Annotated in this window: 14 protein-coding genes and 1 pseudogene; 13 read left to right on the top strand and 2 right to left on the bottom strand. The window is 68.3% G+C overall.

The genetic code is table 11. The features are described from left to right. The first annotated feature begins 45 nt into the window (after window positions 1-45). The 3 genes from DFR72_RS15220 (at window position 46) to DFR72_RS15210 (ending at window position 2,865) form a co-directional block, all read left to right on the top strand. A complete protein-coding gene (locus tag DFR72_RS15220) occupies window positions 46-495 on the top strand; it encodes an Lrp/AsnC family transcriptional regulator (protein WP_090065522.1) in 450 nt (149 codons plus the stop codon). Between the two features lie 61 nt (window positions 496-556). Next, on the top strand, window positions 557-2,074 hold the full coding sequence (locus DFR72_RS15215; RefSeq protein WP_170176278.1) for an AfsR/SARP family transcriptional regulator: 1,518 nt from the start codon (window positions 557-559) through the stop codon (window positions 2,072-2,074). A gap of 50 nt (window positions 2,075-2,124) precedes the next feature. Then, window positions 2,125-2,865, top strand: a complete 741-nt coding sequence (locus tag DFR72_RS15210) for an SDR family NAD(P)-dependent oxidoreductase (protein WP_090065524.1) — start codon at window positions 2,125-2,127, stop codon at window positions 2,863-2,865. On the opposite strand, the gene DFR72_RS15205 is transcribed toward DFR72_RS15210, so the two are convergent. Then, window positions 2,850-3,551, bottom strand: coding sequence for an alpha/beta fold hydrolase (locus DFR72_RS15205; RefSeq protein WP_090065525.1), 702 nt, complete (start codon window positions 3,549-3,551; stop codon window positions 2,850-2,852). The two genes, DFR72_RS15210 and DFR72_RS15205, sit on opposite strands and share 16 nt — an antisense overlap. 15 nt (window positions 3,552-3,566) lie before the next feature. Between DFR72_RS15205 and DFR72_RS15200 the strand changes: the two genes are divergently transcribed. From DFR72_RS15200 to DFR72_RS47895, 8 genes and pseudogenes are all read left to right on the top strand, one after another. Next, window positions 3,567-4,787 (top strand): cytochrome P450, encoded by a 1,221-nt coding sequence (locus DFR72_RS15200; protein WP_090065526.1) that lies wholly within the window; start codon window positions 3,567-3,569, stop codon window positions 4,785-4,787. Next, complete coding sequence (locus DFR72_RS15195) at window positions 4,784-5,194, top strand: hypothetical protein (RefSeq protein WP_090065527.1); 411 nt, start codon at window positions 4,784-4,786, stop codon at window positions 5,192-5,194. Before DFR72_RS15200 ends, DFR72_RS15195 begins: the two co-directional genes overlap by 4 nt. A 154-nt stretch (window positions 5,195-5,348) precedes the next feature. Next, window positions 5,349-6,635, top strand: a complete 1,287-nt coding sequence (eno, locus tag DFR72_RS15190) for a phosphopyruvate hydratase (RefSeq protein ID WP_030482071.1) — start codon at window positions 5,349-5,351, stop codon at window positions 6,633-6,635. Window positions 6,636-6,648: 13 nt separating this feature from the next. After that, window positions 6,649-7,143 (top strand): FtsB family cell division protein, encoded by a 495-nt coding sequence (locus tag DFR72_RS15185; RefSeq protein WP_245982972.1) that lies wholly within the window; start codon window positions 6,649-6,651, stop codon window positions 7,141-7,143. Next, window positions 7,119-7,622 carry a DUF501 domain-containing protein gene (locus tag DFR72_RS15180; RefSeq protein WP_170176277.1) on the top strand — a complete coding sequence of 168 codons (504 nt, stop codon included), beginning with the start codon at window positions 7,119-7,121 and terminating at the stop codon, window positions 7,620-7,622. The genes DFR72_RS15185 and DFR72_RS15180 overlap by 25 nt, the downstream gene beginning before the upstream one ends. 169 nt (window positions 7,623-7,791) lie before the next feature. After that, window positions 7,792-9,036 carry a lytic transglycosylase domain-containing protein gene (locus DFR72_RS46335; RefSeq protein ID WP_177224540.1) on the top strand — a complete coding sequence of 415 codons (1,245 nt, stop codon included), beginning with the start codon at window positions 7,792-7,794 and terminating at the stop codon, window positions 9,034-9,036. Between the two features lie 102 nt (window positions 9,037-9,138). Continuing rightward, window positions 9,139-9,432, top strand: a complete 294-nt coding sequence (locus tag DFR72_RS15170; protein WP_114773679.1) for a helix-turn-helix domain-containing protein — start codon at window positions 9,139-9,141, stop codon at window positions 9,430-9,432. Next, window positions 9,371-9,845: pseudogene (locus DFR72_RS47895) on the top strand (DUF5753 domain-containing protein). Before DFR72_RS15170 ends, DFR72_RS47895 begins: the two are co-directional and overlap by 62 nt. A gap of 56 nt (window positions 9,846-9,901) precedes the next feature. Here the strand turns inward: DFR72_RS47895 and DFR72_RS15165 are convergent. Next, the gene (locus DFR72_RS15165) at window positions 9,902-11,206 is read right to left on the bottom strand and encodes a 3-deoxy-7-phosphoheptulonate synthase class II (RefSeq protein ID WP_245982970.1); all 1,305 of its coding nucleotides are present in this window, start codon (window positions 11,204-11,206) and stop codon (window positions 9,902-9,904) included. 467 nt (window positions 11,207-11,673) lie between these two features. Between DFR72_RS15165 and DFR72_RS15160 the strand changes: the two genes are divergently transcribed. Both DFR72_RS15160 and DFR72_RS15155 read left to right on the top strand, forming a co-directional pair. Further along, entirely contained in the window at window positions 11,674-12,942 is a 1,269-nt protein-coding gene (locus tag DFR72_RS15160; protein WP_090065530.1) for an AMP-binding protein, read from the top strand. 98 nt (window positions 12,943-13,040) lie between these two features. Continuing rightward, entirely contained in the window at window positions 13,041-13,355 is a 315-nt protein-coding gene (locus tag DFR72_RS15155; RefSeq protein ID WP_245982967.1) for a chorismate mutase family protein, read from the top strand. Window positions 13,356-13,375: the final 20 nt, after the last annotated feature.

Raw genomic sequence — 13,375 nt, 5'->3', positions numbered from 1 at the left:
AAAAGCTAGGGGAACTCGCGCGCAAGGTGTTTGCGTTCTTTGCTCATGGACGCCGTGGACCGCAAGATTCTTGCTGAACTGCAGCGCGACGGACGGATCACCGTCACCGACCTGGCCCAGCGCGTGCAACTCAGCGTCTCGCGCTGCCAGCGCCGCCTGCGCGAGCTGGAACGCGAGGGTGTCATCCACGGCTACCGCGCGGTGGTGGACGCGGCGGCGCTCGGCTTCGGCTTCGAGGCCCTCGTGTTCGCCAAGGTGCGCCTGGACACCATGGCCGACTTCGACCGCGCCCTGGTCGACGTGCCGAACGTCGTGGAGGCGCAACGGTTGTTCGGCAGCCCCGACTACCTGCTGCGCGTGGTCACCGCGGACCTCGCGTCGTACCAGCGGCTGTACGAGGAGACGCTGGCGAAGCTGCCCGGGGTGCGCGGGCTGACCTCGACGATCGTGATGAAGCAGGTGATCGGGCCCCGCCCGTTGCCGGCCGGTCCGTGAGACGGGAAGCGAGGAATGCCCGCGGGCGTTGTCACGTTGCATGAGCCTGCGCTTCTCACTGATGGGTCCGGTACGAGCCTGGCGCGACGACGAGGAGATCGATCTGGGCCCGCGGCAACAGCGGGCGGTGCTGGCGGCGTTGCTGCTGAACAACGGCCTGCGGCTGAGCAACGACCAGCTGATCGGCATGGTCTGGGACGACCCGACGCCGAGTGCGGTGATGGCGCTGCGGACGTACATGTACAAGATCCGCAAGGCCATCCCCGAGCTGGACCTGAAGTCCAAGGACGGCGGTTACACGCTTCAAGCCGAGATCTTCGACGACTGCCGTGACGAGCCGCTCGAGGGTCTGAGCAGCACGTACTTCGAGGCCCAGCGGGTCAGGATCGGCAACGAGCGGATGCAGTGCCGCGAAGCGCTGCTCGAACGCGAGATGGACGTTCTCGAACTGCAGAAGCACGTCGCCGCCTTCCCGCTCAGGGAACGAACGCGCGCACTGCTGATGCAGGCCCTCTACCGCGACGGCAGGCAGGCCGACGCGTTGGAGCAGTTCCACCAGGCACGCGCTCTGCTGAACGAGCAGCTCGGACTCGAACCGGGGCCCGAGCTGCGCGAGGTGCACGCGCAGATCCTGCGGGGCGAGCTGAACCTGACGCGCCGGCCCGAGCAACTGCCGCCCGGCCTGCCCGACTTCACCGGCCGCACGGCCGAGATCGCGCTGGCGCTCCGGACCCTCCCGCGCACCGTCGGCATCACCGGCATGCACGGCAGCGGCAAGACGGCGCTGGCCACGCACGTCGCGCATCTCGCCAAGCACGACTACCCCGACGGGCAGATCTTCGTGCGGGGCAAGGACGTCGCCAACGAGTTGTTGCGCGCGGTCGGCGTCGAGAACCCGCACGGCGACAAAGCCGCGCTGTGGCGGGAGAAGGCGCGCGGCAAGCGGTTCCTGATCGTCGTGGACGACGTGCACGACCCCGCCCAGATCGCGGAGCTCCACACGCCCGGCTCGGCGATGGTCCTCACGAGTGTGCGCAGGTGGAACGAGCTGCCCAGCGTGACGTGGCTGAAGGTCGCCGGGTTGACCGAGGCCGAGGCGAACCAGTTCTTCCGCAGGGTCCTCGACCCCGTCCGGGTCGACGCCGAGGCGGCCGTCACGGACGAGGTGCTGGCGCGCGTCTCCTACCTGCCGAACCCCATCCGCGTGCTCGGCGGCAAGCTCACCGGCCGCCCGACCTGGACCCTGGGGATGCTGCTGGCCCAGATGGAACGCAAGACGCGGCTCGGCGACGCCATCCCGTCCGACTGCATGGCCGTGGTGGCGCCGATGATCAAGGCCGAGCAGCAGCTCACCGAGCACGAACGCCACCTGCTGCTGTGCTTCGCGGGCCGCGACGCGGACGTCATCGACGTGTGCGAGGCGGCGGAGATGTCCGGCGCCGACCCCGGCTCGATCGAGTTCGCGCTGGAGTCGCTCGCCGACGTGCACCTGATCGAACCGCTGGTGCTCGGCCGGTACCGGCTGCCGCATTTCGTGCGGATGTACTTCGGCTGGCGTGCACCTGTGCTGACCAGCTGATTCATCCGGAATTTATGGCCTGACGATCCGGCGTCGGCAAGTTCGGAGACATGTCAACCAAGGAACTCGCAGGCAAGAAGGCCCTCGTCACCGGCGCCACCTCCGGCATCGGCCGCTCCATCGCGGTCAAGCTCGCGGAGGCGGGGGCCACCGTCTACCTCACCGGCCGCCGCGCGGAGCTCGGCAAGGAGACCGTCGCGCTGATCGAGCAGGCCGGCGGCACCGGTCACTTCATCGTCTCGGACGTCGCCAGCGTCGACGACGTCCGCAAGCTCGCCGAGGAGGTCGGCGACGTCGACGTGCTCGTGAACAACGCCGGCATCTTCCCGTTCTCGCCGACGACCGAGCAGTCCGTCGACGTCTACCAGCAGGTGTTCGACGTCAACGTCCGCGGCACCTACTTCCTCACCGCCGCCCTCGCCCCGGCGATGGTCGCCAAGGGCGGGGGCTCGATCGTCAACGTCTCGTCGATCGCGGCCGTGGTCGGCACGCCGGTCGGGTCCGTCTACAACGCCTCCAAGGCCGCGATGGACGCGCTGACCCGCTCGTGGGCCACCGAGTTCGGTCCCGCCGGCGTCCGCGTGAACTCCGTGGCACCCGGCCCGGTCGCCACCGAGAAGGCCCTGGCGGAGGCCGGTGAGGTGTTCGACGCGATCGCGAAGGACCTGCCCCTCCAGCGCGTCGGCCAGCCCGACGAGATCGCGGAAGCCGTGCTGTTCCTGGCCTCCGAGAAGGCCAGCTTCATCACGGGCTCGGTGATCACGGCCGACGGCGGCTACGTCGCGGGCTGAGCCAGCACAGTGCGCAGGGACGAGGGCGACTCGACGTGCACGTTGTGGCCCGCGCCGGGGAACGAGACCGGCTCGGGCACCAGCTCCCGCAGGTGCTCCTGGGGGCTCATCGGGTCGTTCTCACCCGCCGCCAGCACGACGTGGGCCTGCGCGGACATGATCAGCCCGGCCATGTCCGGCCGGCCCACGCCGAAGGCCCTCATGTCCAGCGACGGCGTCCACCCACCGTCCACTTCGGACACGCCGTGCCGCAGCGGCACACCCGCCATCTTCGACGCCCGCTCGACGGCTTCCTCCTCGGTGTCGAAGACCTTCCCGGGCTTGGCGGCGAGCGCCGCGGCCTTCTGCAGCTCCTCGTCGGTCCACCGCACCTTGATCCCGACGCCGACGCACGTGGTCACCTCGACCCCGAACCACCCGCTCGCCAGCGCCAGCCCGACCACGCCGCCCAGCGAGTGCCCGATGATCGTCACCGGCTCGCGCGGGATGACTTCAGCGACCGCCGCCGCGAGCGAACCGAACGAGTACCGGTCGATCCGCGCGCTTCGTCCGTGACCGGGCAGATCGGGCACGAGCCAGCTGCCGGACCAGTCCTCCACGACGTCCTGCCACACCTCGCCGGTAGCGCCCAGCCCGTGCAGCAGCACCAGCAACGGCCCGTTCCCACCACGTTCGACATGAAGCACGTCAGAATCCGTTCTATGCCCAGGACCGATGCCGACCTCATCGTCGACCCGGACACGTATACATCGGGAGTCCCGCACGACGCACTAACCCGGCTGCGTGAGAAGGACGTGGTGCGCATCGACGACTTCTGGGCGGTCTTCCGCCACGAGGACGTCCGCACGGTCCTGCGCACGCCTTCCGTCTTCTCCTCACATCGAGGCGCTACCCAGATCCGCGACCCCCTGCCTGCCGATCTGGCCTACGTCCAACGCATGATGCTCAACCAGGACCCGCCCACGCACACGCGGCTCAGACGCATGCTGACCAGGGCTTTCACCCCTCGCGCCGTGGCGCGCCTGGAAGACCGCATCCGCTCGAACGCCCGCGAGATCGTCCATGGCCTGTCCGGCGACTTCGCGTCCGACGTCGCTGATCTGCCGTTGCTGACCCTGGCCGACGTCTTCGGCGTCCCGCGCCAGGACAGAGCGCTGCTCTACGACTGGAGCAACCGCGTGATCGGCTTCCAGGACCCCGACTACGCCCTGTCGTCCAGCTCGACCGCCGGCATGACCGACATGGCCCTCGCCGCGCTGGAGCTCCGTCCCGACGACGGCCGCGACCCACGAGCCCGCGACGGCATGCCCGACCTCTACGCCTACGCACACGCGCTGGGTTCGTACAAGCGCTCGTCGCCTGGGGACGACGTGCTGAGCAACCTCATGCGGGAGGACATCTCGCTGGAGGAGTTCGAGAACCTCTTCTGGCTGTTCTCCGTGGCGGGCAACGAAACCCTGCGCAACGGCATCCCGGGCGGCATGATCGCCCTGCTCTCCCACCCTGACCAGTATCGGCGTCTGCGCGCCGACCGTTCGCTGCTTCCTCTCGCGGTGGAGGAGATGTTGCGCTGGTGGACACCGGTCATGCACTTCCGCCGCACCTGCGTGCAGGACACTTCGTTGTCAGGGCAGCGGATTCGGGCGGGGGACAAGGTCGTCGTCTGGTTCTCGTCCGCCAACCGGGACGAGCGCGTGTTCACCGAGCCGGACCGGTTCGACGTGGGGCGGCGGGAGGCCGACCACCTGAGCTTCGGGCACGGTCCGCACTTCTGCCTGGGCGCGCAGCTGGCCCGGACGCAGATGCGGGCCGTGTTCGACGCGGTCCTCGACCTGCCCGGGGTGCTGGAGCTCGACGGGGAGGTCAGCCGGTTGCGGTCGAACTTCCAGAACGGCGTGAAGCACCTGCCGGTTCGCTTATGAGCAGCATCGTCAAGTTCTTCGCGGCGACGAACGAGGAAGCCGCCGCCCACGGTCCAGATCCGTCGTCCCGGCCTCTCTCCTGCGGGAACTTCGACGCCGAAGAGGCCCTGCTCCACTGGGAAGAACATCTGACCGGCACGTCGTTCGACGACCTCCTGGACAGCGACGTCCCTGAAGTGGTCGCGGAGCACGAAGACACCGGCGCGTGGGTGTTCGCGCTGTCCGACGCGCTGCAAAGATCCCTGGCGAACGCTTCAACCGCCGCGCTCGACGAGCTGGCGCGGCGGTGGGCGGAGAGCTCGACCGGCCGAATCGATCCGGCCATCGCAGCGGACCTCCTGCGAAACCTGGCCGACCTGATCCGGAACCGGCCGCCGGGCACGAGAGTCCACTGCTGGACGAGCTGACAGGACGGCCATGGTCAGCACGTAGAGCGTCTGGCACGATTCAGTAGACAGGCGCGACGGGCCCACTGTGATCTGACGGTGTCGAGCCCCGGCCGGTCACCTGGCCCAAGTAGGCTCGTCGCGAGACGAGACGCAGGAGAAACAGGGAGCGCAAGTGGCGGTCATCGAACAGGTCGGAGCACGCGAGATCCTGGACTCGCGCGGCAACCCCACCGTCGAGGTCGAGGTGGCGCTGGACGACGGCACGCTGGAGCGTGCGGCTGTTCCGTCGGGTGCTTCGACCGGTGAGCACGAGGCGGTGGAGCTGCGGGACGGCGACGCCAAGCGGTACCTGGGCAAGGGTGTCGAGCGCGCGGTCACCGCGGTGCTCGACGAGATCGGGCCCGAGCTGGTCGGCATCGAGGCCGTCGAGCAGCGCATCGTCGACCAGAAGCTCGTGGACCTGGACGGCACGCCGGACAAGGGGCGTCTCGGCGCCAACGCGATCCTCGGCGTGAGCCTCGCGGTCGCGAAGGCGGCGGCGACGAGTTCCGGCCTGGAGCTGTTCCGCTACATCGGCGGGCCGAACGCGCACGTGCTGCCGGTGCCGATGCTGAACATCCTCAACGGTGGTTCGCACGCCGACACCGAGGTGGACATCCAGGAGTTCATGATCGCGCCGATCGGCGCGGAGACGTTCCGCGAGGGTCTGCGCTGGGGCACCGAGGTCTACCACGCCCTGAAGTCCGTGCTGAAGAGCAAGGGTCTCGCCACGGGTCTGGGTGACGAGGGTGGCTTCGCGCCGTCGCTGGGCAGCAACCGCGACGCGCTCGACCTGATCCTCGAGGCCATCGAGAAGGCCGGTTACCGGGCGGGCCGCGACATCGCGCTCGCGCTCGACGTGGCCGCCACGGAGTTCTTCTCCGACGGTGCCTACACGTTCGAGAAGAACAAGCGGTCGGCCGAGCAGATGATCGGCTACTACTCCGAGCTCGTGCGCGACTACCCGATGGTCTCCATCGAGGACCCGCTGTCCGAGGACGACTGGGACGGCTGGGTCCAGATGACCGCCGAGCTGGGCGAGAAGGTCCAGATCGTCGGCGACGACCTGTTCGTCACGAACCCGGAGCGCCTGGAGGAGGGCATCTCCCGCCGCGCCGCCAACGCGCTGCTGGTGAAGGTCAACCAGATCGGCACGCTCTCCGAGACGCTCGACGCGGTCTCGCTGGCCACGTCGTACGGCTACAAGTCGATGATGTCGCACCGCTCGGGCGAGACCGAGGACACGACCATCGCCGACCTCGCCGTCGCGACCGGTGCCGGCCAGATCAAGACCGGTGCCCCGGCCCGCGGTGAGCGCACCGCGAAGTACAACCAGCTCCTGCGCATCGAGGAGAGCCTCGGCGACGCGGCGCGCTACGCGGGCGAGCTCGCGTTCCCGCGCTACACGCCGGAGAGCTGAGAGGCTGTAAGGCATGGCCGAGCGCGCGCGTCGTCCCCGCCGCCCCCGCGAAGAGCGGGAGGCGAGGCCCGCACGCGCGCGCAAGCCACCCCGTCCCAAGGCGCCGTCGCGGCGCAGTGAGGGCACGGGTGGCGCGTTCGGAATGACCGGTACGCGGCGGGCCGCGTTGTTCGCGATGGTGCTGTGCGCACTGGCGCTGAGCATCGCGGTCCCGTTGCGGACCTACCTCTCGCAGCGCGACGAGCTGCGTGACGTGGGCGCCGAGCAGCAGAAGCTGCGCGAGACGGTCGCCGCGCTGGAGAAGCGCAAGTCGGAACTGCAGGACCCGGCGTACGTGGAGATCGAGGCGCGCAAGCGGCTGCACTGGGTGCGGCCCGGCGAGACGCCCTACATCGTGCAACTGCCGGGTGACGAGGGTCGCAACACGGAGACGGAGAGGCCGTCGGGCAAGCAGGCGGCAGAAGGGTCCTGGTACGAGGAACTGTGGGAATCGGTGACGCACAAGTAAGTGCTGCTGACCTGGAAACGGTCGCTCAGCAGCTCGGCCGCACGCCGCGCGGGACACGTGCGATCGCCTCGCGGTGCCCCAGCGGGCACCCGAACGTCGTGCAGACGGCGCCGCGGCTGCCCGACGGGACGCCGTTCCCGACGCTGTACTACCTGACCTGCCCCAAGCTGAACTCCCTGGTCAGCACGCTCGAAGGCGGCGGGCTGATGAAGGAGCAGCAGGAGCGGCTGGCCACGGACGCGGACCTCGCGGCCGCCTACCAGCGCGCGCACGAGTCGTACCTCGCGGAACGCGACGCCATCGAGTCGCTGGGCACCCAGGTCACCGCGGGCGGCATGCCGGTCAGGGTCAAGTGCCTGCACGTGCACGTCGCACACGCGCTCGCGAAGGGCCCCGGGGTCAACCCCATGGGCGACGAGGCGCTGGCACTCCTGGGCGAGCAGGGCCTGTGGCCCGCAGGTGAATGTTCGGCGAGTTAACAGTCAACGGAACCGAACACACGCTTCACTCCGTCTTGGGTACACCTAGGCTTCGTAGTGGGGCAGGGTGGGACAGGGGGCGTTCGCCGTAACTGCAGGACGGCGAGCCGCGATGACGCACGAGAGGTGAGTATTCGTGGCAATGGCCAAACTGCGTGGTCCGTCGGTGTTGAGCCCTAGGCAAAAGGGCTTCGCCGTCGCCGCGCTGGCTGCGATGCTCGCCCCCGCGATGATCGTCGGCACCAAGCTCGTCGACTGGGTCAACCTCGCCAAGCACGATGACATCGCTGTCTCGTTAGGCCCCGCCGACGTCTTCGGCGCCCTGCACCGCGACCCGTCCGAACTCGGCGCTTCCGGCCGCCTGCCGCTGTCCGACGAACTGAGCGCCGCGCTGCTCGCCGACCTCGAGGACGACGGCGAGATCGACGGCGACTACGACGACAGCCTGATCGACGACGGCATCGACACCACCGGCGTGCACGACATCCCCGGCGTGATGGTCGACGCCTACCTCCGCGCCGCAGACCGGATGGGCGAGCTCGTCCCTGGCTGCAACCTCGACTGGTCGCTGCTCGCAGGCATCGGCAAGATCGAGTCGAACCACGCCAACGGCGGCCGTGTGAACGGCAACGGCGACGCCACCCCCAAGATCCTCGGCCCGGTCCTCAACGGCGGACCGAACATCGAACCGATCCGAGACACCGACGGCGGACGCTATGACGGCGACACCGCCTGGGACCGCGCGGTCGGCCCGATGCAGTTCATCCCCTCGACGTGGGCGAGCTACCGCGGCGACCTGAACGACGACGGCGACTTCAACCCGCAGAACATCTACGACGCCGCCCTCGGCTCCGGCCGCTACCTGTGCTCCGGCGGCCTCGACATGAACAAGCCGTCGGACCGCGCCGCCGCGATCTACCGGTACAACCGGGACAACGCGTACGTCGCGAAGGTCCTGCAGTGGGCCAAGCTCTACAGCGACAACATCGACACGCTGCCGCTGCTGCCGGACGACGGCAACAACCAGCAGAACCCGCAGCCGGGCAATCCCAACCCCGGCAACCCCGGAAACCCGCCGGGCAACGGCAACACCAGCAACCCGACGACCACGACCACGACGACCACCACGACGACGACGCCGCCGAACTGCCCGACCACGACCACGGGCACGACCTCCAGCACCACGTCGTCGACCACCACCACGACACCGCCGCCGTCCTCGTGCACGACGACGACCACAACGACGCCGCCGACCACCACCACGACGACCACGACGACCACCACGACCACGGTGACCAACCCGCCGCAGACGGAGCCGTCGACTCCGCCGCAGCAGTCGTCGTCCGCGGGCAGCAGCGTCAACAGTTCGGTGCCGACGACGTCGCAGAGCTTGCTGACGAGTACGCCCAGCTAGCGCGGCGTGTCGGGTTGGAACGAATCCAAGTGGTACTTCGTTCGGCGAGATTCGGGCAGAAACGGTGGAGTGAAGGGGAGTCCGTCTCCTAGCTCCGTCTGCATGCCGAAGCGCAACTCGACCGTGGTGGGCCGCGAGTTCGGTCAGGGCGTCCGCGACGCCGTCGAACAGAGCGGCATGACCCAACGCAGACTCGCCGAACTGTTGGACTGGCAGGAAGCCAAGACGTCCGACGCGGTGAACGGCAAGGGCGGCATCACCGAGGTCGAGCTGATCATGGTCGCAGGCCTACGTGCCTGGGCTCTTCCAGATCGCCGGGTACATCCGCGCCCTGATGGAGAGTTCAGCGGTCATCAAGCCTCCGGACTTCAACGACCTCATCCGAATGAAGCTTGACCGGCAGGTGATCTTCAACCGCAGTCGGGAGTTCCTCTTCTACATCCACGAGAACGCACTCAGGCTGCCGGTGGGTGGCTCAGGCCTCATGCAGACTCAGCTCCTCCACGTCCTGACGATGGCGGTGCGCCCGTACATCACCATCAGAGTCGTGCCGACGGCGATCGGCGCGTACCCCTGCGGCCGGTCCGTTCATCAAGCTGGAGTACGACAAGTACGAGCCGGCCATCTGGATCGAGTCCCTGCGAACCGGCTTGTTCCTCGACGACGAGGAAAGCCTGGACGACTACGACAGCGTGTTGGACTTGCTCGACAAGCAAGCCCTAGGTGTTGAAGAGTCGAGGGAGCTGATCAGCAGCCTCGAGTCTCGAGGGGGAGTTTCACTTGTCGATCTGGCGCAAGAGCAGCTATAGCCCGAATCGAAGCAGGCGTGGTCCGCGTTCCTCCACCTCGTGACGGCGGACCCCCGCTAGCCCCGCAGCATCTCCGCCACCAGGAACGCGAGCTCCATCGACTGCCGCGGGTTGAGGCGCGGGTCGCACGCCGTCAGGTACCGCTCGCCGAGGTCGGCCTCCGCGATGTCCTGCTCGCCGCCGAGGCACTCGGTGACGTCCTCCCCGGTCAGCTCCACGTGCAGGCCGCCGGGGTGGGTGCCGAGGGCGCGGTGCACCTCGAAGAACCCCGCCACCTCGTCGACGACCCGGTCGAACCTCCTGGTCTTGTGGCCGGTCGAGGACGTCTCGGTGTTGCCGTGCATCGGGTCGCACTGCCAGACGACCTGGTGCCCTGAGGCCGTCACCTTCTCGATGATGGGAGGCAGCACGTGCCTGATGCGGTCGTGGCCCATCCGGCTGATCAACGTCAGGCGGCCGGGTTCGCCGTGCGGGTCGAGGCGTTGCACGTACTCCACCGCCGACTCCGGGGTGGTGGTCGGGCCGATCTTCAGGCCGATCGGGTTGGCCAGCAGCGCGGCCAGGGCGATGTGGGCGCCGTCCAGCTGGCGGGTGCGTTCGCCCACCCAGAGGAAGTGGCCGGACAGGCCGTACAGCCTGCCGCCGGCCATCCGGAGCAGGGCGCGTTCGTAGTCGAGCACCAGGGCTTCGTGGCTCGCGTAGACGTCACGGGTGTAGTCGTTCGCGGCGCCGCACGCCTGCATGAAACGCAGTGCGCGGTCTACCTCGGCCACCAGGGCCGCGTACCGGCGGCCGGTGGGGGCGTCGCTCACGGGCACAGGGGAGTGGGCCAAGGCGCGCAACATGTTCATCGTGGCGGACGAGTTCGCGTGCGCCCGCACCATGCGTGCGGGATCGTGGGTCCGGTCGGCCGGTGACGCCGAGTTGACCATGTCGCCGCGGTACGAGGGGTGGCCGGAGGGGTCCACTTCGGACGAACGGGGTTTGGCGTACTGGCCCGCCACCCGGCCCACCCGGACGACCGGGGTGCCCGCGCCGTACGCGAGCACGACCGCCATCTGCACCAGGGTCGTGAAGTTGGCGCGGATGTGCGCCTCCGTGTTGCCCGCGAAGGTCTCCGCGCAGTCGCCGCCCTGGAGCAGGAAGGCCTCGCCACGCGCCACGGAAGCGAGTCGTGCGCGCAGATCGTCCACTTCGGATGCCAGCACCACCGGTGGCGCGGTGCTCAGCGCGGCCACGGCGTCGCGGCAGTCCGCCGCCGATCTCCAGACCGGCTGCTGGGCCGCCGGCCGGCTCAGCGCCTCCTCTACCTCGTGGCGGACGTCGAACGGCAGTGCGGAGACGGCTCGCACCTCACGCACGCGTGTCAGTGCGCAGGTGCTTTCCACGACGCTGTTCATCGGTCTCCCCGGGTTCCGACAAGCGAACAGAAATTTGAAGTGAACAACGAGGAAATGCACCTCGACTCCCCCGTCCGAGCCTAGCGCGGAATCACGCGCAATGCTCACGGTTCCCACCGTGCATACTTTCTGTGGTCGACGTGAGGTCCGATCGGGTGATCCTTCGTGACGGCCGCCATTGTCCACAAAGGTGCATCCGCGGTGTGTCAACGGTGTGCGTTGCGGCTCAACCGGCAATTACCGGAGAACCGCTGGACGGGCTGCCGGGCCTCAGCTACGTTCGAAGACGAGTCATGGGTACCGCACATCGCACTGGGGCGAATACGGTGAGCGGTGCGACCAGCGGGGGTCTGATGAATTTGGAATTCGAATTGTTCGCGCATGCCATAGGCGGCGCGAGCGCGGTGCGACTTGCCCGAGATCTGGACGTGATCAGCAGGGAAGAGCTGGAGGAGCTGAGGGACCACAACCTCGCGGCGATGGTGCGAGCCGTCCGCGAGACGCCCGCGGTGAGCAGGCGATGGCCGACGCTCGCCGACGGTGCGGGTGTCGCCGGCATCGCCGCACTGCCTCTGCTCACCCCTGCTGACCTGGCCGAACGGTGTCCGCCACACTCGGACGACTTCCTGCTGCGCGGTGGTCTGCCGGGGATGGTGCTGCGCTCCAGCGGCACGTCGGGACGCAACAAGGTCGTGTACCACTCGTGGGAGTCGAACGAGGTCGTCGACCTCCTCGGCGCCCGCGGCGTGCGGGCGGTGCTGGGGAAGGCGCCGGAACGCATCGCGAACTGCTTGTTCCCGGCGGAGCTGAACGGCGCGTTCATCTTCGTGCACGATTTGGGCAAACATCTGCCCACGCTGACGTTTCCGCTGGGCAGCACGATGCCGTTCCACGAGATCGCCGCGGCCATCGGCGACCACGGGATCGACACGCTGGTCGCGGGGCCGGCGTTCGCCACTGAACTGATCACCACCACCCCTGCTGACCAGCTGCGATCCCTGGAGAACCTGCTCTACCTCGGTGAGGCGATGGGCCGGGCGCGGCTGGACGCGGTGCATTCCGTGCTGCCGGGGCTGAACGTCCGCTCGCTCGCCTACTCGACGACCGAGACCGGGCCGATCGGCTACCAGTGCGCGCACCTGAGCGGCGCGACCCACCACGTGCACGAGGACGCGGTGCTGGTCGAGATCGTCGACAGCGACACCGGTGAGCACGTTCCCGCTGGTCAAGCCGGTGAGATCGTGGTGACGCCGCTCGCGGACACGGGCATGGCGCTGCTGCGCTACCGCATCGGCGACCGCGGGTACTTCACCACCGAACCGTGCGGGTGCGGCAGTCCGGCGCGGCTGCTGACGTTGCTCGGGCGGACCGCGCAGTCGATGAACGTGGACAACTGGACGATCTCGTCCGACCAGCTCATCGGGGCCCTGGAGGTCCTCGGCATCACCGACGCCGAGGACGTGCAGCTCCAGTTCCTGTGGGAGTCGTCGAAGTACGAGGTGCGGCTGCTGCTGTCACCGCGCACGCCGCAAGGCCTGTCCACCGAACTGGTGCGAGAACACCTGCTGCCCGCCTACCAGCTGCGCAAAGTGCTGATGGGCCCGAGGTGTGCCGGATTCTCGGTCGAACGGGCGGAACTCGCGAAATTCGAGAGATCGGCACGGGGCAAGGTGCCGGTGTTGTTCCAGCGAATATGAGCTGACCGCACGTCCTCCTGCTGAGGTTTGCCGTTTGTGTGCGGCAGGCCGGGTCCGGCATGGGCGAAAAGGGAAGAACCACGTCGTGGAGGTGCATTGTGTCAACGGTCAATTCGGTCACCGGAGTCGACCGCCTCGAGGAGCTGCGCGCGGAACTCGACGCCATTGACGTTCGTCTGCTCGACACATTGCGCGACCGCATCGGAGTGTGTGTGCGCATTGCCGAGCACAAACTCGAGCACGGTGTGCCGATGATGCAGCCCCACCGAATTGGAATAGTCCAGAAGCGGGCCGCGGAGTACGGCGCCGAGCACGGCCTCAACCAGGATTTCCTGCACCGGCTGTACGAGCTCGTCATCGCCGAGACCTGCCGGGTCGAGGACGTGGTCATGGGCAACACACCGGCCGAATAGCAGTCGAGGAGCGGCGCCCG

Origin of the sequence: Lentzea flaviverrucosa, from assembly GCF_003350445.1 — a bacterium.
GTDB lineage: Bacteria > Actinomycetota > Actinomycetes > Mycobacteriales > Pseudonocardiaceae > Lentzea > Lentzea californiensis.
Note: the sequence above shows the minus strand (reverse complement) of the source record. Positions and strands in the feature narration are given on the sequence as shown.